The organism is Nocardiopsis sp. iso_25 (assembly GCF_056173305.1).
In genome coordinates this window covers 4,983,159-5,005,422 of sequence record NZ_CM149667.1, presented here as the reverse complement: position 1 = coordinate 5,005,422, position 22,264 = coordinate 4,983,159, and the positions used below count along the sequence as shown (strand labels likewise).

Annotated in this window: 14 protein-coding genes; 9 read left to right on the top strand and 5 right to left on the bottom strand. The window is 68.1% G+C overall.

The features are described from left to right. Nucleotides 1-24: 24 nt before the first annotated feature. The 3 genes from AC0VX6_RS21510 to AC0VX6_RS21500 all read left to right on the top strand — a co-directional run bounded on the left by AC0VX6_RS21510 (nucleotide 25) and on the right by AC0VX6_RS21500 (nucleotide 9,124). Nucleotides 25-6,486 (top strand): RHS repeat domain-containing protein, encoded by a 6,462-nt coding sequence (locus AC0VX6_RS21510; RefSeq protein WP_475465806.1) that lies wholly within the window; start codon nucleotides 25-27, stop codon nucleotides 6,484-6,486. 337 nt (nucleotides 6,487-6,823) lie between these two features. Further along, the gene (locus AC0VX6_RS21505; protein ID WP_475465804.1) at nucleotides 6,824-7,837 is read left to right on the top strand and encodes a hypothetical protein; all 1,014 of its coding nucleotides are present in this window, start codon (nucleotides 6,824-6,826) and stop codon (nucleotides 7,835-7,837) included. Nucleotides 7,838-8,548: 711 nt separating this feature from the next. After that, nucleotides 8,549-9,124 carry a hypothetical protein gene (locus AC0VX6_RS21500; protein WP_475465803.1) on the top strand — a complete coding sequence of 192 codons (576 nt, stop codon included), beginning with the start codon at nucleotides 8,549-8,551 and terminating at the stop codon, nucleotides 9,122-9,124. Nucleotides 9,125-9,495: 371 nt separating this feature from the next. Here the strand turns inward: AC0VX6_RS21500 and AC0VX6_RS21495 are convergent, their stop codons facing one another. Both AC0VX6_RS21495 and AC0VX6_RS21490 read right to left on the bottom strand, forming a co-directional pair. Then, entirely contained in the window at nucleotides 9,496-9,747 is a 252-nt protein-coding gene (locus tag AC0VX6_RS21495; protein ID WP_117198701.1) for a DUF397 domain-containing protein, read from the bottom strand. Next, nucleotides 9,744-10,601: a helix-turn-helix domain-containing protein gene (locus AC0VX6_RS21490; protein ID WP_475465801.1), complete on the bottom strand. Its 858-nt coding sequence runs from the start codon at nucleotides 10,599-10,601 to the stop codon at nucleotides 9,744-9,746. Before AC0VX6_RS21490 ends, AC0VX6_RS21495 begins: the two co-directional genes overlap by 4 nt. A gap of 206 nt (nucleotides 10,602-10,807) precedes the next feature. On the opposite strand from AC0VX6_RS21490, the gene AC0VX6_RS21485 reads away from it, so the two are divergent. Next, nucleotides 10,808-11,371, top strand: coding sequence for an ATP-binding protein (locus AC0VX6_RS21485; protein ID WP_475465799.1), 564 nt, complete (start codon nucleotides 10,808-10,810; stop codon nucleotides 11,369-11,371). 103 nt (nucleotides 11,372-11,474) lie between these two features. After that, nucleotides 11,475-11,873 (top strand): hypothetical protein, encoded by a 399-nt coding sequence (locus AC0VX6_RS21480; RefSeq protein WP_358456759.1) that lies wholly within the window; start codon nucleotides 11,475-11,477, stop codon nucleotides 11,871-11,873. A 103-nt stretch (nucleotides 11,874-11,976) separates the two neighbouring features. Here the strand turns inward: AC0VX6_RS21480 and AC0VX6_RS21475 are convergent, their stop codons facing one another. Continuing rightward, nucleotides 11,977-13,632, bottom strand: a complete 1,656-nt coding sequence (locus tag AC0VX6_RS21475) for an AAA-type ATPase lid domain-containing protein (protein ID WP_475465797.1) — start codon at nucleotides 13,630-13,632, stop codon at nucleotides 11,977-11,979. A gap of 208 nt (nucleotides 13,633-13,840) precedes the next feature. On the opposite strand from AC0VX6_RS21475, the gene AC0VX6_RS21470 reads away from it, so the two are divergent. The 4 genes from AC0VX6_RS21470 to AC0VX6_RS21455 all read left to right on the top strand — a co-directional run bounded on the left by AC0VX6_RS21470 (nucleotide 13,841) and on the right by AC0VX6_RS21455 (nucleotide 19,401). Continuing rightward, nucleotides 13,841-14,863, top strand: coding sequence for an amidohydrolase family protein (locus AC0VX6_RS21470; protein ID WP_475465795.1), 1,023 nt, complete (start codon nucleotides 13,841-13,843; stop codon nucleotides 14,861-14,863). A 1-nt stretch (nucleotide 14,864) separates the two neighbouring features. Then, the gene (locus AC0VX6_RS21465; protein ID WP_475465793.1) at nucleotides 14,865-15,695 is read left to right on the top strand and encodes an iron-sulfur cluster assembly protein; all 831 of its coding nucleotides are present in this window, start codon (nucleotides 14,865-14,867) and stop codon (nucleotides 15,693-15,695) included. After that, complete coding sequence (locus AC0VX6_RS21460) at nucleotides 15,692-16,717, top strand: NAD(P)-dependent alcohol dehydrogenase (RefSeq protein WP_475465791.1); 1,026 nt, start codon at nucleotides 15,692-15,694, stop codon at nucleotides 16,715-16,717. The genes AC0VX6_RS21465 and AC0VX6_RS21460 overlap by 4 nt, the downstream gene beginning before the upstream one ends. A gap of 380 nt (nucleotides 16,718-17,097) precedes the next feature. Further along, complete coding sequence (locus AC0VX6_RS21455) at nucleotides 17,098-19,401, top strand: rhamnogalacturonan lyase (RefSeq protein WP_475465790.1); 2,304 nt, start codon at nucleotides 17,098-17,100, stop codon at nucleotides 19,399-19,401. Nucleotides 19,402-19,500: 99 nt separating this feature from the next. On the opposite strand, the gene AC0VX6_RS21450 is transcribed toward AC0VX6_RS21455, so the two are convergent. After that, nucleotides 19,501-20,325 carry an IclR family transcriptional regulator gene (locus AC0VX6_RS21450; protein WP_475465788.1) on the bottom strand — a complete coding sequence of 275 codons (825 nt, stop codon included), beginning with the start codon at nucleotides 20,323-20,325 and terminating at the stop codon, nucleotides 19,501-19,503. A gap of 110 nt (nucleotides 20,326-20,435) precedes the next feature. Continuing rightward, nucleotides 20,436-22,058, bottom strand: a complete 1,623-nt coding sequence (locus tag AC0VX6_RS21445) for a long-chain-fatty-acid--CoA ligase (protein ID WP_475465786.1) — start codon at nucleotides 22,056-22,058, stop codon at nucleotides 20,436-20,438. Nucleotides 22,059-22,264: the final 206 nt, after the last annotated feature.

The following is a 22,264-nucleotide window of genomic DNA, read 5'->3' as shown; positions in this document are numbered from 1 at the left end:
CTCCGCCGGGTAGGAGGTCGCCCCATGTCTGACATCCCCCAGAGCACCGCCCTCCGGCGCGGTCGCAAACCCCTCGTCTCCTTCGTCGCCCTGGTGCTGGTCGCCGGGCTGGCTTCGGCCATGCCCGCCTCGGCGCTGGCCTACAACACCCGCCCCGAGGTGGCCGAGACCGAGTCGGTGGACGGCCACACCGCCGTCCAGGCCGCCATCGAAGCCGACAGCGCGGCCACCGACGCCGCCGTCACCTCGCTAGAACCGGCCGAGTGGCCGGAGGCGAGCACTACGTCCTTCGATATCGGCGGAACGGAGGCGCGCTCCTTCAGCGCTCCCGCTGAGGAAGAGAACGGAGTGGTGGCACTCGACGCTGTCGAGGGAGCCGACTTCGAGGAGTGGACCTCACCTCTTCCGGAGGAGGACGAGAGCGCGGCACCGGAGGAAGCCGATGGGACCCGCAACGAGCGGCGTGTCCCCGCCGAAACCGAGACGGACAGCGACACGCCGGCCACGGGAGAGCCGTCCGGTCCCGAGACAGAAGAGCCTCAGGAGATCGGGCCCAGTCCTCAGCCGGAGGAGCCGCTGCCGGGGGACGGGGGGACCGGAACCGAAGAGGACGAGCCCGCAGCGGAGGCACCCGAGCCCGAGCTGACCGAAGAGCCCGAGGACACCGAGCCGACCGCACCGGAGCCGGTGACCGCCGCCGAGGTGGAGGTCCTGGACCGTGAGGCGGCCTCAGCCCTGGGCGTTTCCGGCCTGGCGCTGCGGGTGACGCGCACCGACGGCTCCGACGCGGTCGGGCCCGTGCGGGTGGAGGTCGACTACGCGGACTTCGCCACCGCCTACGGCGCCGACTACGGGTCACGCCTGTCCCTGATCGCCCTGACCGGGTGCGAGGAGGGTACGGAGGAAGCCTGCCTGTCCTCCCACGTCCTGGACTCGGCCAACGACACCGAGTCCCGGACCCTGTCCGCCGTGGTCCCGGCCACCTCGTCGGGTGTCCTGGTCGCAGCGGCCGCCGACGGATCCGGCGAGGAGGGCACCGGTGACTACACCGCCACCTCGCTGAGCCCCTCCTCCACCTGGAACGTCGGACCCCAGACCGGCGACTTCTCCTGGAACTACCCCATGGCCGCCCCGAACACGGCCGGTGGTCTCCAGCCCGACATCAGCCTGTCCTACTCCTCGCAGTCCGTGGACGGGCGCGTGTCGGACACCAACAACCAGACCTCCTGGATCGGCGAGGGCTTCGACTACCACCCCGGCTACATCGAGCGCCGCTACATCACCTGCCAGGACGACGACACCGACATCCCCGACCAGTGCTGGTCGCACCACAACGCCACCCTCAACCTGGGCGGCCGCTCCACCGAGCTGGTCTACGACGACGGCGAGTGGACCCCCCGCAACGACGACGGCTCCAAGGTCGAGCGGCTGACCGGCACCACCAACGGCGACAACGACGGCGAGTACTGGAAGGTCACCACCACCGACGGCGCCCAGTACTTCTTCGGTCTCAACCGCCTGCCCGGCCACTCCTCCGGCGACGATGAGACCGACTCGGCCTGGACGGTGCCGGTCTACGGCAACGACTCCGGCGAACCCTGCCACAAGTCCTCCGATGAGGACGCCTGGTGCCAGCAGGCCTGGCGGTGGAACCTGGACTACGTGGTGGACGTGCAGGGCAACGCCCTGTCCCACTACTACGAGGCGGAGACCAACAACTACGGCCGCCATTTCGAGTCCGAGGCCACCCCCTACGACCGCGGCGGCCACCTCAAGCGCACCGAGTACGGCCTGCGCGACGACGACCCCCACGCCACAGCTCCGGCACGGGTGACCTACTCCGTCTCCGAGCGCTGCCTGCCCGAGGACGGCTTCGACTGCGCCGAGGACGAGCGCACCGAGGACAACGCCGAGCACTGGCCCGACACCCCGCTGGACCAGGAGTGCGAGAGCGACTGCGCGGGCCAGCACTCACCCACCTTCTGGACCACCAAGAAGCTCGACACCATCACCACCCAGGTCCACGACGGGGACGAGTACACCACCGTCGACACCTGGAAGCTCAAGCACACGTTCCCCGAACCGGGGGACGGCACCGACCCGGCCCTGTGGCTGGACTCCATCACCCACACCGGGCACGTCGGCGGCACCGAGGCCTACCCGTCCATCACCTTCGGTGGAACACCGATGCCCAACCGCGTCGACTCCACCACCGACGGCCTGGCCCCGATGAACAAGTGGCGTGTCAGCGCCATCTACACCGAGACCGGTGGCCAGGTGGACGTGCGCTACGCCGAGTCCGAATGCGTGGAAGGCGACACTCCCAAGCCGCACGAGAACACGAAGGCCTGCTTCCCGGTGATCCGCTCCCACCAGCCCGGAGCGGATGACATCACCGACTGGTTCGCCAAGTACCCCGTCGTCGCGCTGGTCGAGAAGGACCTGGTCGGCGGACAGCCCGACCAGATCACCAGCTACGACTACGTGGGCGACGGCGCCTGGCGGTACATGGACGACGACGGCTTCGTGGAGGAGGACAGGCGCACGTGGTCGCAGTGGCGCGGCTACGACCGAGTCATCGTGCGCACCGGTCATGAGAACGAGGTGCGGACTGAGACCGAGCACCTGTTCTACCAGGGCATGGACGGCGACCACCTGCCCGACGGAACCCGGTCGGCGGAGGTTACCGACTCCACCGGCGCCAGTGTGACCGACGAGGAGGTCTTCAACGGCCAGCCCCGTGAGGTCATCGTCCGCGACGGCGTGGACGGCGACGTGGTCTCCCGGACCGTCACCACCCCCTGGAAGCGCCAGACCGCCACCAGTTCCCACTCCTGGGACGAGCGCGGCGCGCACATGACCAACACCAAGAGCACGGACGTCCACACCGCGCTGGCCGACGACTCGTTCCGCCAGACCAGCACGGTCAACACCTTCGACTCCTACGGCATGGTCTCCACCGTGCACGACCGGGGCGACGTGGCCGAGCCCGACGACGACCGGTGCACCTCCACGGCCTACGCCCGCAACACCGGCAAGCACCTGCTGAACCTGGTCTCCCACACCCGCACGGTCGCCTCCGACTGCGAGGGCACCCCGTCCGAGGACCAGATCGTCAGCGACACCCGCACCCTCTACGACGGCAAGGGCTTCGGAGAGGCACCCACTCAGGGCCGCCCGACCCAGACTCAGCGGGCCACCGACTACGACGACGAGGGCGCCGTCTACCAGACGGTCACCACCTCGGAGTTCGACGAGTACGGCCGCGCCGTCGAGGTCACCGACGCGGAGGGCAACACGACCACCACCGCCTACACCTCCACCAACCCCGGCGGGCACGACGTGAAGGTGGAGACCACCAACGCCCTCGGGCACGTCACCGTCGAGGAGTTCGACGCCCGCTCGCAGCCCGTGGCCGAGATCGACGCCGACGGCAACCGCACCGAACTGGCCTACGACCCGCTCGGCCGTCTGACCGACGTGTGGCTCGCCGACCGCACGGGCTCCAGTGACGCCTCCCCCTCCATGCGGTTCGAGTACCACGTGAGCAAGGACGCGCCCACCACGGTCGTCAGCCACAGCCTCAACGCCGACGGGGACTACACCACCAGCTACCGGATCCTCGACGGCTTCCTGCGCGAACGGCAGACCCAGGCCCCCTCGCCCGAGGGCGGGCGGGTCATCACCGACACCTTCCTGGACTCGCGCGGCAACACCGTGATCAAGCGCGAGCCCTACCACAACGAGGAGGACCCGGACGGGGAGCTGTTCGTGGTCAACAACCACGACGAGGTTCCGCGTTGGACCCGTACCGTCTACGACGGCGCCGACCGGGCCACCGACGTCGTCCAGATGTCCCGGGGCGTGGAACAGTGGCGCACCACCACCGAGCACCACGGCGACCGCACCCTGACCACCACCCCCGAGGGCGGCACGGGGACCACGTCCATCACCGACGCCCGCGGCAACGTGGTCGAGCTGCGCAAGCACCACGGTGAGGAGCCCGCGGGGGACTACGACGCGACCGCCTACACCTACACCGCGCGCGGTGAGCTGGAGACCGTCACCGACCCGGGCGGCAACAGCTGGTCCTACGCCTACGACCTGCTGGGCCGGAAGGTCACCGAGACCGACCCCGACACGGGGACGTCGACGTTCGACTACGACGGCCTCGACAGGCTGGTGTCGGCGACCGACGCCCGCGACCATACACTGCACACCACCTACGACGCCCTGGGCCGCAAGACCCATCTGAGGGAGGGATCCGCGGACGGGACCGTCCGGGCGTCCTGGGCCTACGACACCGTGGCGACGGGACAGCTGACCTCCTCCACACGCCACGAGGACGGCAACTCCTACACCGACCAGGTGCTCAGCTACGACTCCATGGGGCGTCCGCTGGCCCAGCAGGTGCTGATCCCCGGGGCCGAAGGAGGGCTGGCAGGCCGCTACCTGTTCCGCACCCTGTACAACCCGGACGGCAGTGTCAGCTCCACTGAGTTCCCCGCGGCTGGTGATCTGCCCGGCGAACCCGTCGTGTACGACTACGACGACCTCGGCAACGTCACTTCGGTCACAGGCAACGACCACATCGTCACCGAGGCGGTCTACTCCAAGGTCGGCAACCTCGTCCAACGCGAGTTCAGCCGCAGGCCCCTGGGCACGGACAAGACCTGGCAGACCCTCGACTTCGACGAGAAGACGAACCGTCTGGACATGGCCAGCGTCGTGCCGGAGGTGGGCGAGGGATCGCTGTCCACGAAGACCTACGCCTACGACGACATCGGCAACCTGCTGCGGGTCAGCGACGAGCCCACCGACCCGGTACGCGCCAGCGACGTGCAGTGCTTCGACTACGACCACCTGCGCCGACTGACCCAGGTGTGGACTCCGAACGCCACCGGGGAGGAGGCATGTGCCCCCGAGCCCGGCGTCCAGGACCTGGGCGGGGCCGCTCCGTACTGGCACTCCTACACCTACGACGAGACCGGCAACCGCGTCGAGGAGATCCAGTACGCGCCGGGCGGCGGACAGACGACGCGCTCGTACTCGTCCCCCGAGGAGGGGCAGGGTCCTGCTCACGCGATCACCGGCGTGGAGGAGCAGGGTGTTGGTGGGGTCACCGAGCACTCCTACGACTACGACGCATCTGGGAACATGGTCCGCCGCACCACCGGAGAGCGCGACCAGGTCCTGGAGTGGGGGCCCGAGGGCGAACTGGCCAGTGTCACCGAGGGCGTGGACAGGACCGAGTACGTCTACGACGCCGCCGGTGAGCGGTTGCTGCGGCGTGCGCACGGGGCCACCACCCTGTACCTTCCGGGCATGGAGGTGACCTGGGACCCGGCCGCGGGGACCGAGGAGGCCACGCGCTACTTCGAGCACGCGGGTGAGACGGTCGCGGTGCGCGAGAACGACGGGGATCTGCACTGGGTGTTCTCCGACCACCACGGCACGGGCGAGATGGCGGTGGACGCGGTCTGGGGAGAGGTTTCTCAGCGGCGGATGACCGTGTTCGGTGAGAACCGTGAAGCTGCGGGGGAGTGGCCAGGTGAGCGCGGTTTCGTGGACGGCACGGTGGATGAGTCCACGGGGCTGACCCAACTGGGTGCGCGAGCGTATGACGCGGCACTGGGCCGGTTCGTCTCGGTGGACCCGTTGATGGACCTGGCCGATGCTCAGAAGATGAACGGGTACGTCTACTCGAACAACAGCCCTGCCTCGTTCACTGACCCGAACGGCCTGAACTGGAAGGATCTTCTGTCCAACGGGTGGCATCCTTCGATGGGCGGCGCTCTGACGGAGAAATGGAAGAAGCAGGGGAACTGGCACGGTCCTCCTCGCCGACCCAAAAATCCTAAGACTCCTACTGGGTGGCACCCTTCAATGGGTGGCGGTTACGCGGAACAGTGGCGTCGCACCACGGGATTCCGGACGGTTCCTAGGGCTCCGGTGAGTAAGCCCGCACTGGTCAGCCACACCGTTGATCCTCAGACTCAGGCCAACAACGAAGCCAGCTGGTTCAGTGAAGCGTGGGACGCGACTGCCAACTGGGGAAGTGATGCTTGGAATTCGACAAAAGACTACTTTTCTGAGCTAACGTGGAGGGACTGGGCAAGGTTTGGAGTCGGGGCTGTCGGCACAGTTGCAGCAGCAGCGTGCATTGCTGCAACTGCTGGCGTATGTGCGGGCCTGGGTGGGTTGCTTATTGCTGGTGCGATCGGTGCCGGGACAAATATAGCTAGACATGCCTTGGTTCAAGGACAGCATTCCTTTGGTAGCTATGTCTGGGAGGCGGGAGAAGGGGCCGCTTACGGGATGATCGGGGGAGGCGTGGGTAGGGGAATCGCTGCTCGTCTTTTTAGCAACGCGGCCCCTCGAAGGACCGTAGCCGATTTGGTGAGACTCCCTTTCCGTAGGCCAGGTGCCCATCGTCGGGACTACCTTATTCAGCATTGGGGTTTTGGTGGGCGCGTGGCAAGTTAGGATGGTTTAGATTCAAATCGGTAGCCGTCGGCCCCTGCGGGGGGCGACGGCTGGATCTGGTTGGGCATGAGGATAATATTCATAGCAATCTGGCTTGTATTTTTCTTTTTCTCTTTTGTATATTCCCAGGATATATTCGAAAGCTTGCTGATTGGTTTATTTGCGGATGGTTTTGCTAAGTTTCTTTCCTTGGTGGCGGCGGTGGTGCTGGTTTCTTTGTCCTTGGGGGGCCTTCTTTATAGTGTGAATGCTTTGAGGCGGGGTGAGTGAAGAATTTGGATCTGTTTGACGTGGAAAGATTACGCGGGCCTTCGGAAAAATGAAGAACTATGTGTGAATGAATGTGTCGCGTAGGAGCGCTGTCGCGCTCGGTTTTCTCCTGCCGTTCGTGGGTGTCATTGCTGCCATGTGGTTCGTGGTTCCTGCGGCAGAAGAGGCTTTTCTCTATAAGGCGATTGCGTTCGATTCGGGAACGGCAGAAGCCCAGGTTGTTGGTGTCGAGGCCGGTGAGCTGGTGGTCAGGTTTGCCCCGGAGGGGGAAAGTTCCCCTGTGGAGACTGTCGCCTCCGGCGGTTTTGACGCTGCTGATCCTCCGGGGTCAGTGGAGGTGTCCTACGTTGAGGGTCTTCCTTCGTATGCGCGCCTCAACGGCTCCTTCTGGCTTCCGAGAGTCCTGTACGGGATACCGATCCTGTTCTTGGCCATTTTCCTGGTGATGTTCCATCCCTCGGGCCCACGTGCGGAGATATACAGGGCTCGGAGGGAAGGTCATGGAAAACCGGTGGGGAAGGAAAAAATTCTCAGAGCTTGGAAGCCCTTGCTGGGGCTTTCGGCCGTGGGCCTCGGGTCGGCCCTCATGGTGGTCCCAGCCGTCCGGTTCACCGCACATGACATCATCGAGAACGGGGCACTGGTTCCCTGGCTTCCGGCAGGGTTTGTACTTCTGGTCTGCGGTGGTTCTCTGGCTGTGGTCACGGCTGCCGACCTGGTTCATCTTCGTAAGGTTCGCGATGCGCCGGTGAAGCAGCCTTGGTTCTTCCCGAAGGAAACACTTGGAATCGCAGTTCTGGCTTTCCTTCTCCTCATTGGTGTGATGCTGGGGGTTTCCTTCCTTCGAGGAGAACCGGAACTGGAGAACCCGCAGGCAGGGGAGGGTGTCATCGTCGCTTTGGAATGTCGATCCCTCAATGCCGGGGGTTGTTTGGAGCATGCGCAGGTTGAGTACACCGTTCAGGGGCTGATGTATCGCGAGTACGTTTGTAGGGACCACGAAGGTGTCGATGTAGGGGACCAGATCAGCCTGGAGTGGTCCGCTGTGAATCCGTCTCAGGTAAGGGAAACGGATTCATAGGGTCTGTGGTGCTTGTACTGGAATGGCGTGAGCATGGTAGGAGCCGGTAACACGGCGTGTCCTGGTGAGGATGGTCTAGTGGTTGTCTTTCATAAACGTCGAAGGAGGAGTCCGTCCAGGACTCTGCGGAACCGGTGGACAGCTTCCTTTGGCATCTCCGCCTGCTTTCTTATCTGGCTTTTTTGGCTTGGCGGTGTAACGCATGCCCTCGGTTCTGAGAGTGGAGTTTACCGATGGGAGTGGTTCTTCTACTCGATGTTCCACCCCATTGCTTATTGGTTTTTTCTGAAGGTCTCATACTTCACTCATATTGAACTGCGAGGTGATGCTGTTGTTGTTAAGAACTTCCTGGTGAAGCACGCCATTCCTCCTCGGCTCGTTTCTAGGGTTCTTTGGGAAGGAGGTGTGGATATTATTCTTAAGGATGGGACTAAGTGGTGGTGCCTCAATCTGGGGGGATCTCTGGTTGGTCAGCTCGCTGGCTACCCGACAAACCGAAGGTGCGCCAGGGAGATCGAGAATTTCGTGGAAAGGAGTAAGTCCGAACCTGCGGCTATGGAGGGTTCAGGCGTCGTAACTTCACTGCACCTCAATCTGTCTTTCCTTGCTTGTGCATCACTTGCTTCCCTAATCCTTTTTTATCTCCTGAGTCTCCTGTATTAGGGCTATCCTGGAAAAATCCCGTCGGGTGAGTGGGCTTGAGAGGTTTCTTTGGGTATTGAGATGAATGGAAGAGTGGTGTTCAAGAGATGGTCGTCTTTCGTGGCCTCTTGGCTCCTTTTCCTCTTTTTTGGCCTCGGGATTTTTGCAATCGGCGCAGTGTGGCCGGGGGTTGATGGGTACACATTTTGGAATGTGATCACCCTCCTGCTTATTTATCTATTGAGCTCTCTGATTGTTTGGTTCACTTTCATTCTTGGTGTGCTTTCCGGCATTGAAGTCAGGGAGGACAGGCTTGTTGTGAAGAAGTTCTTGGGAGAGGTTGAGATCTCACTTGGGGGTGTTTCTGGAGTAGAGTACGTCGGAGGCGTCCAGGTCAGGCTGAAAAACGGCAAGAGGATCAAATGCACCGCTTTCCCTGATTCCCTGTACTCGCTCTTGATTGGATACATAAACTTCAGGGGCGTTGCTGCTTCTGTGAAAAAACTGGTGCATGAAAGGATTGGGGAGGGCGGTGGGGGAAGTGAAAAGTGGGCGTTTGAGAGAACCTGCTGGAATGCGAAAGCTCTTCTTTATATCTCGGCTTTCTACTTTTTTGCCTTCCTCGTGGCTTATCTAATACCCTAGGAGGACGAGCACGCCACGCTCGGTCCTTCTCCGTTGGCTGCGGGTTTGAGATTGGCTCGCCCTGAAGATGCGGCCGGAGACGCCCGTACTGGGTCGGGGCAGGCGGGGTAGGGGACCGGTAACCGTGCTCGGCCCTTCGGGAGTGGCTGAGAGTGGAGGGAGTGCCGTGTTCGTCTTCTTCAGCAACCGTCTGGGCTGTGTCATGTCGCTGGTGGTCTCGGTGGCGCTGACCGCCCTGCTTCTGTTCATCCTCAACTCGCTGGGGTGAGGCGGGAGACGGACGAGGCGGCCGGGACGCCTGCTCCCTGGGAACAGCGACGCCCGGCCGTGGTCCTCGGGGGGAGGCGGCCGGGCGTGGGTGGTTCCAGGGATCAGCGAGAGAGGGCGGTTCTCAGGAAGCCGCTCCACTCGGCAGCGGGAAAGGGGAGATGTCCGGCGCCGGGGTGCTTGGAGTCGCGGACGGCAGCGCCGCAGGGGAGGTCGGCTACCTCGACGCAGTTCTGGGCCCGGCCGCTGTGGGTGCTCTTCCGGAAGCCCGTGGGGATGTGCGCGACCTCGACACATTCGACCCTGTCACTGCTGTAACTGGACTTGAAGAACCGCAGCTCGGTTCTGCTGGTCATGTCAGTTGCTCCTGCTCCATGATCTGCTGGACGAAGTGGGTCGTGCGCGAAGCTTGTAGCGCTGCTGAGTTCAGATGCGAGAAGATCGTGACATAGCGCTGCACGTCATCGGAATCCTGGGCAAAGAGGCTCGCTGTCGCGGACTCGGTGTAGGCGATGCAGGGATCGGCCGGGTTGGGGAAGTCCAGGAGGACGAAGGACCCGGACAGTCCAGCGTGCATGCCCGCGTCGAAGGGCAGCACCTGGATGTCCACGTTCTTCCTGGTGGCCATGTCCAGCAGGTGCTGTAGCTGCTCTCGCATGATCTGTGGGTCGTCGAGCCGCCTTCTCAGGGCTGCTTCGTCGATCACGGCCCAAAAGTGTGGCGGCTGGTAGCGCCCCAGGACGTGCTGGCGCTGTAGCCGTGCGTCAACGTTGCGCCGGACCTCATCGTCCGAGTAAGCGCGCCCGCCTCGGAAGACAGCCTCGCTGTACCTGGGTGTTTGCAGCAGGCCGGGAACGACCTGGCACTGGTAGGTCCGGATCATGGACGCTTCGGCCTCGAAGTCCGGTATGGCGTTACCGCCGAAGACATCCTTGTAGCTGGACCACCAGCCTTGCTCCTTGGATTCTCTCGCGAGCTCGTGAAGGGCTGCGCGGACCTCGTCAGGAGCCTTGTACAGGTCGGCGAGTGCGTCGATGTCACGCGCTTTGATGCGGCGTGCGTCCGCGCCTTCGATGTTGCTGAGGGTGGACTGGGGGACGTCGGCTGTCTTCGCGGCCACAGACAGCTTCAATCCCTGTGACTCACGTAGCCGTCGAAGCTCGCGCGCCAGTCGTCGGCGGCGCACCGTGGGGCTGATCGGGCTGTGCATGTCAGGATTCTAGACCAAGAGTTTTCGATTATCGTTGACAGCTCGATTATCGAGCTGCATGATGTGACTGTAGCCAGTGACTGATGGATCACACAGAGTTCACATCGGTCAGGCTACGCCCTGCCCGTTCCGCGCATCACGGCATCCGTGAGACTCCTCCAACGGGCACCACGAAACCCCTGCTCACGCCAAGGAGTGTGTTCGTCATGCCCGCGAAAGCCCACGCCCCGACGCCCGTGCCCGCGCTGGGAGAAGCCACGGTCCCGCTGGCCAGCTTCATCCGACCGGTCCACCGTCACTACTTCACCCGGCAGCCCGAGCGGCCCAACTACCGCATGCGCCGCTACGACTTCGCCGGAACCCCGGCCGTGATGCCGCTGGTCCGGGCGTTCCTGGACACCTGCGCCGCCGAGCGGGACACCGACTACCGCTACCTCTTCACGCTGCTGGGATCGGAGCTGGCCAACAACTCGATCCGCCACAGCCTCTCCGGCCGACCCGGCGGCAGCTACACCCTCCTCGTCCACCGTCACCGGACCGGCCTGCACCTGGCCTGCCGCGACCGGGGCGGCCTGCGCGACAGGGACTCCCACCTGGAGCCCAAGAAGAACGGCCTGAACCTGGACGCCGAATCGGGCCGGGGCCTGGCCATGGTCAACGCCTTCGCCACCGCCTGGGGCGACAACGGCAACGCCCACTACCGCACGGTGTGGTTCTCGCTGGCCTACGACCTCACCGGAAGCCGCTGGAACACCCACACCGACCTCTGACATGCCGCCGACATGAGACGGGCCCAGGAGAGCGCGCCAACGCTTCTCCCGGGCCCTGAACCCCCAGAAACCAACCCAGACATAGGCAAGAAAAGAGGATCTGATGCAGAACCCTATCCCCTCGCCCCGGCGTTCGGACGATGTTCGACCGATGCCCCGGCCCATCCCGCCGCTCCCGCGCCGCACCCCGCTCGTCGGCCCGGTCTGCCCGGTGTGCGAGCACCCCTCCTGCCGCATCCGCCGCGCCCAGCGCCTGCCCCGCCTGGGCGGCCACCGCTCCGAGTTCTCCCGCGAGCACGCACAAGCCGCCGCGATCCAGAAACGCCACCGCCACCTGATCGTCTACTACGGCGAGGCCACGCAATCCTTCTGGGCCGTCACCCCCGCCGGACTCCTCGAAGCCGCGAACGCTGACGCCCTCCTCCTGGCCCTGTGGCCGCACAACGCCCCGTTCATGCCGCCCGCCCTGGCCGTCGAAACCCTCACCCCCGCACCGGCCTGACCGGCGGCCCCTCCCACCACGGGCCGGAACCGCCGCCAGCGGTTCCGGCCCACCCGTGACTCAGCGGTGGTTCCCGCCGGAGCGACCACGGCCGGACAGCCGCCTACTCCTGCTGGTGGGGCATCCGGATGTTGTACTGGCGCATCTTGCGGTAGACGGTCGCCCGTCCCATCCCCAGCTCGGCGGCGGCCCCGACGACGGTCGCGCCCGGGGCCGTCAGGCAGCGGACGATCTCGTCGCGTTCCACCGCCTGGATACGGCTGAGGCGGCGCCCGCCGTTGCTGCGGAAGACCTCGGCGGGCAGGTGGTGGACGTCGACCACGTCCGCGCGCAGCGCCGCGTCGCACACCGCCCGCTTCAGCTCGGTGACGTTGCCCGGCCAGTGGTAGTCGGTGAGCGCACGTGAGGCCGCCGGGGTGAAGCCGATCGCCCGCCCCCGGGCCCCCTGCGCGAAGTGCCGCGCGAGCGGCAGCACGTCCTCCGGGCGGCGGCGCAGGGCGGGGGCCTCGACCACCGCGTCGACCAGTTCCCGCAGCGCCTCGGGGAGCGCGTCGAAGCTCCGTCCCGTGACCACGAAGGGCTGGGGGCGTCCGCCCCCGCGCCGCGCCCCGGCCAGCAGCCGGGCCAGCTCGCTCGCTCCCCACGCCGGAAGCGCCTCCACCCCGGACACGATCACGCACGTGTCGTCCTTGGCCAGCTCGGGGGTCCAGAGTGTGAGCCAGGAGTCCACGTCCTCGGGGGCGGGCGGACGGGCGTTGAGCACCCTCTCCCGGGCGCTGATCTGCCGTCGCGCGAGCGAGGCCAGGGAGGTCCGGCCCGAACCGGGCTCTCCCACGACCGCCAGCGTCCGCCCGCCCACCGCCTCGCGGGCCCCGGCGACGGCGCCGCGCCAGAGCCGCGACGCGCAGGCGTCGGCCTGTCCGCCGCCGGCGGCGCGGAAGCGGAACACCGCGCCCCTGGGCGCGGGCTGGACCCGGCGCCCCGTGCCCCGGGCGAGCATGAGCGCGGACGTGCTCTGCGCGGCGGACTGGGCCAGCGCCAGCAGCAGGGCCGAGGAGGACTCCGACCAGGTGGTCAGGTTGACGCTGCCGACCAGCGTGCCATCGGACGGGTCCAGGACCGGAGCGGCGGCGCAGGTGTACCCGCGCAGCCCCGTGCAGTAGTGCTCCTCCGCCCTGACCAGCGACGGCGCGCGGTCGGCCAGGGCCAGCGCCAGCAGCAGGGCCGAGGAGGACTCCGACCAGGTGGTCAGGTTGACGCTGCCGACCAGCGTGCCATCGGACGGGTCCAGGACCGGAGCGGCGGCGCAGGTGTACCCGCGCAGCCCCGTGCAGTAGTGCTCCTCCGCCCTGACCAGCGACGGCGCGCGGTTGGCCAGGGCCAGCCCGAGGCCGTTGGTGCCCGCGTCGCGTTCGGCATAGGAGAACCCGGGGGCGAGGTGGACCCGGTCCAGCGAGTGCAGGATCGCCGTGTCGTTGGCGAGCCTGCTCAGCACCAACCCCTCGCTGTCGGTGATCATCAGGCTCACCGGCTCGTTGGCGATGGTGCGCTGGATGCCCCGCAGGACCTCGTTGCCGCACTCGTAGAACAGCGACCCGGTGTCCACGGAACCGGTGAAGGCGGGCTCCACCCGTTCGGCGGAGACGCCGTAGTGCTCGCTGCGCCGCCACGAGGCGCGCAGCCGGGGGGCTTTCGCCGGTGTCCGTCCGGCGGTGTCGGCGGGTGCGTGTCTGGGCGGTGAACACGTCCGGTCGTGCACGTCGGCCTCCAGGGGTTCTCTGGCCGCGACCTGGGCGGACGGTCGGTACGCCCACCCGGGCCGCGTGACGGCCAGGTTACTCGTCCGTGTCCCGGAGGCTTCGGAGCGGCTGTCTCAAACTGAGACACGCGACACAGGCCGTAGTTACGTACGTCTCCCTAGTCTTCCAGCGAAACGGCCGATTCGACCCGGCCTCGTGGGAGGAAGCATGTACAGCAAGGACGGCGAGAACTACTTCGTCGTGGACGCGCACGTCGCCCTGTGGGACGCGCGTCCCGAGAACCAGCTCAACATCCACGGTAAGCAGTTCATCGACTGCTTCTACGACTACCACCGCAATCTCGGCCCGGAGTCGGAGCTGTGGCCGTACGAGGACTTCCTCTACTACGGCGGCGAGCGCCTGATGCGCGACCTGTTCACCGACGGCTACGTCGACCACGCCATCTTCCAGCCCGCCCACCTGGGGGCCTTCTACCGCAACGGGTTCGGGCAGGCCGAGGAGGCCTTCGCGCTCACCCAGGCCCACCCCGACAAGCTCACCTACAACCACTGCTGGGACCCGCGCTTCGAGGAGGAGGGGCTGGAGTGGCTGCGCCGCGACGCCGAGCGGTTCGGGCTCCAGGGGGTCAAGCTCTACACCGCCGAGTGGAAGGAGGGCTCGCGCGGGTACAAGCTGGACGACCCGTGGACCTACCGCTACCTGGAGACCTGCCAGGAGCTCGGCATCCGCAACATCCACGTCCACAAGGGGCCCACGATCCGGCCGCTGGACCGCGACGCCTTCGACGTGGCCGACGTGGACCACGCGGCGACCGACTTCCCCGACCTCAACTTCGTGGTGGAGCACTGCGGGCTGCCCCGCCTGGAGGACTTCTGCTGGATCGCGACCCAGGAGCCCAACGTGCACGCGGGCCTGGCCGTGGCGATCCCCTTCATCCACACGCGGCCGCGCTACTTCGCGCAGATCCTCGGCGAGCTGCTGTACTGGCTGGACGAGGACCGCATCCAGTTCTCCAGCGACTACGCCCTGTGGACCCCGCGCTGGCTGGTCGAGAAGTTCGTGGACTTCCAGATCCCCGAGGACATGACCGAGTACGCGCCGGTCACCGTGGACCAGAAGAAGAAGATCCTCGGTCTCAACGCGGCCGCGATGTACGGCATCGAGGTACCCGAGGGGCTGGGCCTGGCCGCCGACACCGGTGCCGGGGCCAACGCCAAGGCGGTGGTCTGACATGCGCCCGCCCGGACACGCCGGACTGGAGCGCCCGGCCCCGGAACGCACGGAGACCGCGCACACGGCCCCCGAACCCGGGACTCCGGAGGACGCGGAGCTGGAGCGGGCGGCGCTGCGGGCGCTGGACGCGGTGTACGACCCCGAGCTGGACGAGCCCGTCACCGACCTCGGCTTCGTCCGCTCGGTCAGGGCCGACGGCGGCGCGCTCACCGTCCACCTGCGGCTGCCCACCTCGTTCTGTGCGCCCAACTTCGCCTACCTCATGGCCTCCGACGCCAAGGACGTGCTCACCGACCTGCCCGGCGTACGTGAGGTCGCGGTCCTCCTCGACGACCACCACGACTCGGACAGGATCAACCGCGGCCTGGCCGCGGACGCGGGCTACCGCGGCACGTTCGGGGACGAGGCCCGCGAGGACCTGGAGGAGCTGCGCCTGGTCTTCCGGCGCAAGGCCCACGCCGCCGCGATGGAGCGGGCGCTGACCCTGCTACTGCGCGCTGACCCCGGCCTCGCCGAGGAGAACCTGCACGACCTCACCCTCGCCGACCTGCCCGACGACCGGGCCGGGCGGGCGCTGCTGCGGCGACGCGCGGCGCTCGGGCTGGACGACGACCCGTCCGCGCGCGTGCTCGTGGACGACCACGGCGACCCCTTCCCCCGTGAGGAGGTTCCGCTGCGGCTGAGGTTCGCCCGCTCCACCCGGATCTCCATCGAGGGCAACTCGCACTTCTGCCGCGGGCTGCTGCGCACCCGCTACCCCGGGTCGGAGGCCGACCAGGCCCCGCCCGCCCACACACTTCCGCTCACCGTTCAAGCGAGGCAGTCATGAAGGCAGTCCAGGTCGTCGGCTACGGCCAGAACCTGCGTATGGAGGAGGTGCCCGCCCCGGAGGTCACCGGTCCCTTCGACGTCATCGTCAGGATCGGCGGCGCCGGAGTGTGCCGCACCGACATCCACATCCTGGAGGGGCAGTGGGCGCAGAAGTCCGGCGTCACCCTGCCCTACACGATCGGCCACGAGAACGCGGGCTGGGTGCACGCCGTGGGCAGCGGCGTCACCAACGTCTCCGAGGGCGACAAGGTCATCGTGCACCCGCTGATCACCTGCGGCCTGTGCCGGGCCTGCCGCTCCGGTGACGACGTCCACTGCGAGAACAACCTCTTCCCCGGCATCGACACGGCCGGGGGCTACGCCGAGTACCTCAAGACCTCCGCGCGCAGCGTGGTGCGCATCGACGACTCCCTCGAACCCTCCGACGTGGCCGCGCTCGCCGACGCCGGGCTGACCGCCTACCACGCCGCGGCCAAGGCCGCGCGCCGCCTGCGCCCCGGCGACCGCTGCGCGGTGATCGGCGCCGGGGGCCTCGGGCACATCGGCATCCAGGTGCTCAAGGCGATCACCGCGGCCGAGATCATCGCGGTGGACCGCAACGCCGACGCGGTCGCCCTGGCCACCTCGATCGGCGCCGACCACGGGGTGGTCGCGGACGGCACGCAGGTCGATCAGGTCCTCGAACTCACCGGCGGCCACGGCGCCGAGGTCGTCATCGACTTCGTGGGCGAGGGCGGGGCGACCTCGGACGGGGTGCGGTTCCTGCGCCGCGCCGGGGACTACCACGTCGTCGGGTACGGCGAGAACATCGACGTGCCGACGATCGACGTCATCTCGGCGGAGATCAACTTCGTCGGCAACCTCGTCGGCTCCTACAACGACCTGTGCGAGCTGATGGTGCTGGCGGCGCGGGGACACGTGCGGCTGCACACCAGCAAGTACCCGCTCGACCGCTTCCAGGACGCGCTGGACGACCTCGACGCCGGGCGTATCCGGGGCCGCGCGATCCTCGTCCCGTAGAGGGGTTTTCGACCACGCCGGGAGGGAGCGCCCGGCCGGGCTCACGGGTCCGGCCGGGCCCGCGGCGGCACGCCGGGTCCGCCCGAGGTGAGGGGGCGGTCCGCGTCGAGGGGACGGACCCGTCTTCGCCGGAGGGCGGAAGGGGAGGTCCGGCGTGCCCGCCACGCCCGTTCGCGTGCTGCCGGGACGTGTCACCGGTGCGCGGCGGGGGCGTCCCGGTACGGGCGTTGCGTCCCGGTCGCAGGTGGTGGCCTGGTGCAGGCGGATGCGGCCATGCGCGGGTTGTGTCCTGGTACGGCGGTCTGTTCGGTGGGGGCCTTGGTCGGAAAGCGCTTGCCTTGTAGCGTGGGTCACCCCCCGCTGTTCAAGGAGGCGTGCCCATGGGGATCCCCCCGCGTTCCGTCCGAAGAACGAGTCCGCTGGTCGCGGGCGTATGCGCCCTGGTGATGGCCGGAAGCTCCACCGCGCTGGCCGAATCGGGAGGAGGCTCCGGCATCCAGCTCGAACGGCTGGATCGCGGCCTGGTCGCGGTCGACACACCGGAAGGCGTTTTCCTGAGTTGGCGCCTGCTGGCCTCCGAGGTCGGCGGGCACACCGGCTCCGGGCTGCGGGGCCCGCAGTTCCGGGTGTACCGGGACGGCCGGGTCGTCGCGATCGTGCGCGACAGCACCAACTTCCTGGACGAGGAGGGGAGCGCCGACTCCGAGTACCGGGTGGTCCCCGTCCCCCGGGGAAGGCCCGGCGTCGGCCCCGAGGGCGAGGCCGCCGTGTGGGCCGAGGGGCACCACGACCTGCCGCTCCGCAAACCCGAGGGCGGCACCACCCCGGCGGGGGAGGAGTACGGCTACACCGCCAACGACGTCAGCGTCGGCGACGTGGACGGCGACGGGCAGTACGAGTTCGTCGTCAAGTGGGACCCCACCAACTCCAAGGACGTCTCGCAGCGGGGCTACACCGGCCCGACGTACGTGGACACCTACACGCTGGACGGCGAGCTGCTGCACCGCATCGACCTGGGCGTCAACATCCGGTCGGGCGCGCACTACACGCAGTTCGTCGTCTACGACCTCGACGGCGACGGCCGTTCGGAGATCATGCTCAAGACCGCCCCGGGCACCCGGGCGCTGACCTTCGACGGGGCCGGAAAGGCTTCCGGGGAGTACATCACCCTGCCGGAGGAGGACGTCGAGGCCGGGATCGGTCACGGCGACGACTACCGGATGAGCGCCGAGGACTACCGCGAGCACGTCGTGGCCATGTTCCGGGGCTGGCACGAGCACCCCGAGGTGGTGGCCGGGAACTGGCCCGCCACCCTGGAGGAGGCCTTCGGCGGGGAACCCCGTTACGACTACCCCCTGAGCGGGGAGGACGCCGGGGCCCTCGCGGACTTCTTCCTCGACGAGTACGCGCCCTCGCGCAGCGCGCGCAACGAGCTGCGCGAGTTCGAGGGCTTCGTCGTGGACGGCCCCGAGTACCTGACGGTGTTCGACGGCCACACCGGCGCGGAGCTGGACACCGTCCGCTACGAACCGGGCCGGGGCGACGACGGCCTGATGTGGGGCGACTACGCGATGGCGCGCATCGAACCCGCCAACCGGGTGGACCGGCTGCTGTCCGGCGTGGCCTACCTGGACGGCACCCGCCCGTCGGCGGTGTTCGCCCGGGGCTACTACACGCGTTCGGCCGTGGCCGCCTACGACTTCGACGGCGAGGACATCAGCACGCGCTGGATCGCGGACAGCGGGCACGTGCCGATGGACAACCCGTTCGACGCCTCCCCGCACGGCGGCCGGGGCACCGACCCCGACACGGGCACGCTGGCCGGTCAGGGCTTCCACTCCTTCGGTGTGGCCGACGTGGACGCCGACGGGCGCCAGGAGGTCGTCTACGGCTCCGCGACCCTGGACGACGGCGGGTCGCTGCTGTACTCCTCGCACGCAGAGGGCCCGCCCGGGAGCGCCATCGAGGGCCGGACGACCAAGCTCGGGCACGGCGACGCGATGCACGTGGGCGACCTCGACCCGGAGCGCGAGGGCCTGGAGGTCTGGACCGTGCACGAGGGCGGTGCGAGCGCGCCGTACGGGTTCGCGATGCGCGACGCCGCCACCGGCGAGGTGCTGTTCGGCGGGTACACGGGCACCGACACCGGCCGGGGCATGGTCGGCGACGTCGATCCGGACGTCCCCGGCCTGGAGGCGTGGTCCTCGATGCCGCCCGGAGGCGGGGGCGAGGCGGGCCTGTGGAGCGCGGACGGCGAGTTCCTGGGCGACCGCACCCCCGGGACGAACATGAGCATCCGCTGGTCCGCCGACATGACCACGCAGATCGTCGAGGGTACCGAGGACCCGAGGATCGAGGACTGGCGGCGCGGCACCCTGCTCACCGCCGAGGGCACGCTCACCAACAACGGGACGAAGGGCAACCCCGCCCTGGTCACGGACGTGCTCGGCGACTGGCGCGAGGAGCTGGTCCTGCGCACGCGCGACAGCGGAGCGCTGCGCATCCTCACCAGCACCGAGGTGACCGGACACCGGTTGCACACCCTCATGCACGACCCGCAGTACCGGGTGGACGTGGCCCGGCAGCAGACCGGCTACAACCAGCCCGCGTACCCGTCCTTCCACCTGGGCGCGGACATCGACTGGGCGCGGGTGGAGGTCCCCGACGCCGTCTTCCCGGAGTAGGGGGCGGAAGTCCCGGCGCGGGAGGAGACGCCGATCGGAGGCGGCCCCGGCGGGAGGACCTTCCTCGGCGGGAGGCGGCGTTCGGTTCCGCCCCCGCGCTCACCGGACGGCGGGTCCGGCCTCCGGCGGACCGGTCCGGGCCCGGGCGCCCAACTGGACCGACAGTTCGGCCGCCGCCTCCCGGACGGCCGCGATGAGGCCGACCAGGCCGGATCCCCGGAAGTGCGTCGCGGGTCCGCCCAGACTCACCGTGGCGGCGAGCCCTCCCGAGGAGTCGAAGACGGGGGCCGCCACGGCGCCCACGTCGTCCAGGAAGTCCTCGTCGCTGACCGTGTAGCCCTCGGACGCGATCCGTTCCAGGTGCGTGCGCAGGGAGTGCCCGTCGGTCAGGGTGTGCGCGGTGAAGCTCCGCAACGGTCCGGACAGCCACCGTTCCCGCAGCTCGCTGGAGAAGGCCAGCATCGTCATCGGCCCCGCCGCGGCGTGGAAGGGCAGCACGCTGCCGACGGTGATCTTCTTGATCGTCAGCGGCCCCGAGCCCTCGACCAGGTCGATGCAGACCGCGCCGTCCTCCGAGGGCACCATCAGGTAGGCCGTGTGGCCCGAGCGCGCGGCCAGGCCGCGCAGCAGGGGAGCGGCCTCGTCGCGCAGGTTGAGCTCGGCGAGCGCGGTCGACCCCACGGCGAACAGCCGCATGTTGACCTTGTAGGCGCCGTCCGCGCGCTGACTGACCCAGCCGACCTGGACCAGCGTGGCCAGCAGCCGGTGCACCGTGGTCTTGTTCAGCCCGGTCTCCTCGGCCAGCTCACCCAGGGTGAGCGCGTGCCGCTCGTGGGTGAAGCACTCCAGGAGCCGACAGGCGCGGAGCACCGAGTTGACCACGCCCTTGGGTCCAACGGCCGGTTCACCGTCGATCGTCGCCACCGAAGGGGACCTCCTCGCACGTTCGGCCGTCGGTGTCAGGGTAGCGGCCGGACCGCGGCCCGACCGACGCCGTGGACCCGGCTCCGGTGGGCGCGGCCCCGCCGTCCGCCTCAGCTCTCACGGCCGTACACCGAGCGCATCCTCTTCTTGTCGAACTTGCCCACGCTGGTCTTGGGGACCTCCTCCACCGTCACGAACCGGTCGGGGAGCTGCCAGCGTGCGAACCCCTGCCCCAGGAAGCCCCGCAGCTCGTCCGGGGGGATCTCCCCGCCGTCCGTGCTGGACAGGACCGCGACGGGCCGCTCTCCCCAGGTGGGATCGGGGACCGCGATGACGGCCGCCTCCCGCACCCGCGGGTGGGCGCACAGCCTGTTCTCCAGGTCCACCGAGGAGATCCACTCCCCGCCGGACTTGACCATGTCCTTGGCGCGGTCGACCAGGGTCACGTACCCCCGCGCGTCGACGGTGACCATGTCCCCGGTGCGCAGCCAGCGGCGCCCGTCGGGGGAGGAGTCGAAGGAGGCGCCGTCGTCCTGCTCGGGGGCGTGGTAGCGGTCCACGACGAAGGGGCCGCTGATCTCCAGCTCCCCCACGGAGGAGCCGTCCCGGGGGACATCCCCTCCGGCGGCCCTCGACCGGACCGCCAGGCCGGGCAGGGGGCGGCCCTGCGTGCGGCGGGCCGCCGCACGCGCCTCCTCGTCGGCGGCGCACGGTTCCACGGCGACCAGCCCGACCGGTGAGCACTCGGTCATGCCCCACGCGTGGACGGGGCGGATTCCGAGGCCGTTGAGCGCGTCGAGCAGGCTCTCGGACGCGGAGGAGCCGCCGATGACGACCCGGTCCAGGGTCGCCAGCGCGTCGGCGGGCACCCGGCCCTCCTCCACCGCCCGGACCAGGGAGGACCACACGGTGGGCACACCGGCGGCGAACGTCGCCCGGGTGTCGCGCACGAATCCGGCGAGGCTGAGCGGGTCCAGGTGGCGGCCGGGAAGGGCCAGGCCTGCGCCCGACACCAGGGCCGCGTAGGGCAGGTTCCACGAGTTGGCGTGGAACATCGGCACGACCGGCAGGACCACGTCGTGGTGGCCGATGGCGAACGCGTCGGTCGTGCACAGGGTGAGCGCGTGCAGGTAGACCGACCGGTGGCTGTAGACCACCGCCTTGGGGCGGCCGGTGGTGCCCGACGTGTAGCACACGCCCGCCGCCTCGTTCTCGTCCCGGGGACGCCACCAGCCGCGCGGTTCGGGGGCCGCGGGGAGTTCCAGTCGGCGCACCCGCGCTCCGCCCTGGGCGGCGGGGAGTTCGGGTGCCTCGCCCATGACGAGGACGTGCTCGACGGTGTCGGGGAGGTCGACGGCGGACCAGGCCTCCCACAGGGACCCGTCCACGAGCACCGCGCGGTCGCCGGCGTGCCCGATCGTGTAGGCGATCTCGTCGGCGCTGAGGCGGACGTTCACGGTGTGCATGACCATGCCCGATCCGGGGATCGCGACGTAGGCGCGCATGTGGTCCAGGGTGTTCCAGGCGTAGGTCGCGACCCGGTCGCCGGGGCGGAGCCCGAGGCCGGTCAGGACCTGCGCGAGTCCGCGGGCCCCGGCGAACAGCTCGGCGTAGTCCAGCGTGCGGACGCCGTCCTGCTCCCCGGCGGCGACCTCCCGGTCGGCGAAGGTCGTCTCGGCCCGGTCGAAGACCTGGTGCAGCCCCAGCGGTTCGGCCTGCATCACGGAGATCATCGCGGTTCACTCTCCCGTTCTGTGCGAAACGTGTTCCGTGCGGTCTGGACGCGGGGCCCTTCGCGCACGGACCGCCCGGTCGGTATGTTGGCGTTCCAGCACGTAGACCCGTCGGGTGTCGGCTGAGTTACGTACCGAAGTGATCCTTGACACAGGATCATACGCCTCTTTAGCCTCCTTTTGAAACGCGTTCCGCTATACGAAAG

Coding starts and splice junctions, on each gene's coding strand:
- AC0VX6_RS21510 (WP_475465806.1), top strand. CDS start 25: ATGTCTGACATCCCCCAGAGCACCGCCCTCCGGCGCGGTCGCAAACCC.
- AC0VX6_RS21505 (WP_475465804.1), top strand. CDS start 6,824: ATGAATGTGTCGCGTAGGAGCGCTGTCGCGCTCGGTTTTCTCCTGCCG.
- AC0VX6_RS21495 (WP_117198701.1), bottom strand. CDS start 9,747: ATGACCAGCAGAACCGAGCTGCGGTTCTTCAAGTCCAGTTACAGCAGT.
- AC0VX6_RS21490 (WP_475465801.1), bottom strand. CDS start 10,601: ATGCACAGCCCGATCAGCCCCACGGTGCGCCGCCGACGACTGGCGCGC.
- AC0VX6_RS21485 (WP_475465799.1), top strand. CDS start 10,808: ATGCCCGCGAAAGCCCACGCCCCGACGCCCGTGCCCGCGCTGGGAGAA.
- AC0VX6_RS21480 (WP_358456759.1), top strand. CDS start 11,475: ATGCAGAACCCTATCCCCTCGCCCCGGCGTTCGGACGATGTTCGACCG.
- AC0VX6_RS21470 (WP_475465795.1), top strand. CDS start 13,841: ATGTACAGCAAGGACGGCGAGAACTACTTCGTCGTGGACGCGCACGTC.
- AC0VX6_RS21465 (WP_475465793.1), top strand. CDS start 14,865: ATGCGCCCGCCCGGACACGCCGGACTGGAGCGCCCGGCCCCGGAACGC.
- AC0VX6_RS21460 (WP_475465791.1), top strand. CDS start 15,692: ATGAAGGCAGTCCAGGTCGTCGGCTACGGCCAGAACCTGCGTATGGAG.
- AC0VX6_RS21455 (WP_475465790.1), top strand. CDS start 17,098: ATGGGGATCCCCCCGCGTTCCGTCCGAAGAACGAGTCCGCTGGTCGCG.
- AC0VX6_RS21445 (WP_475465786.1), bottom strand. CDS start 22,058: ATGATCTCCGTGATGCAGGCCGAACCGCTGGGGCTGCACCAGGTCTTC.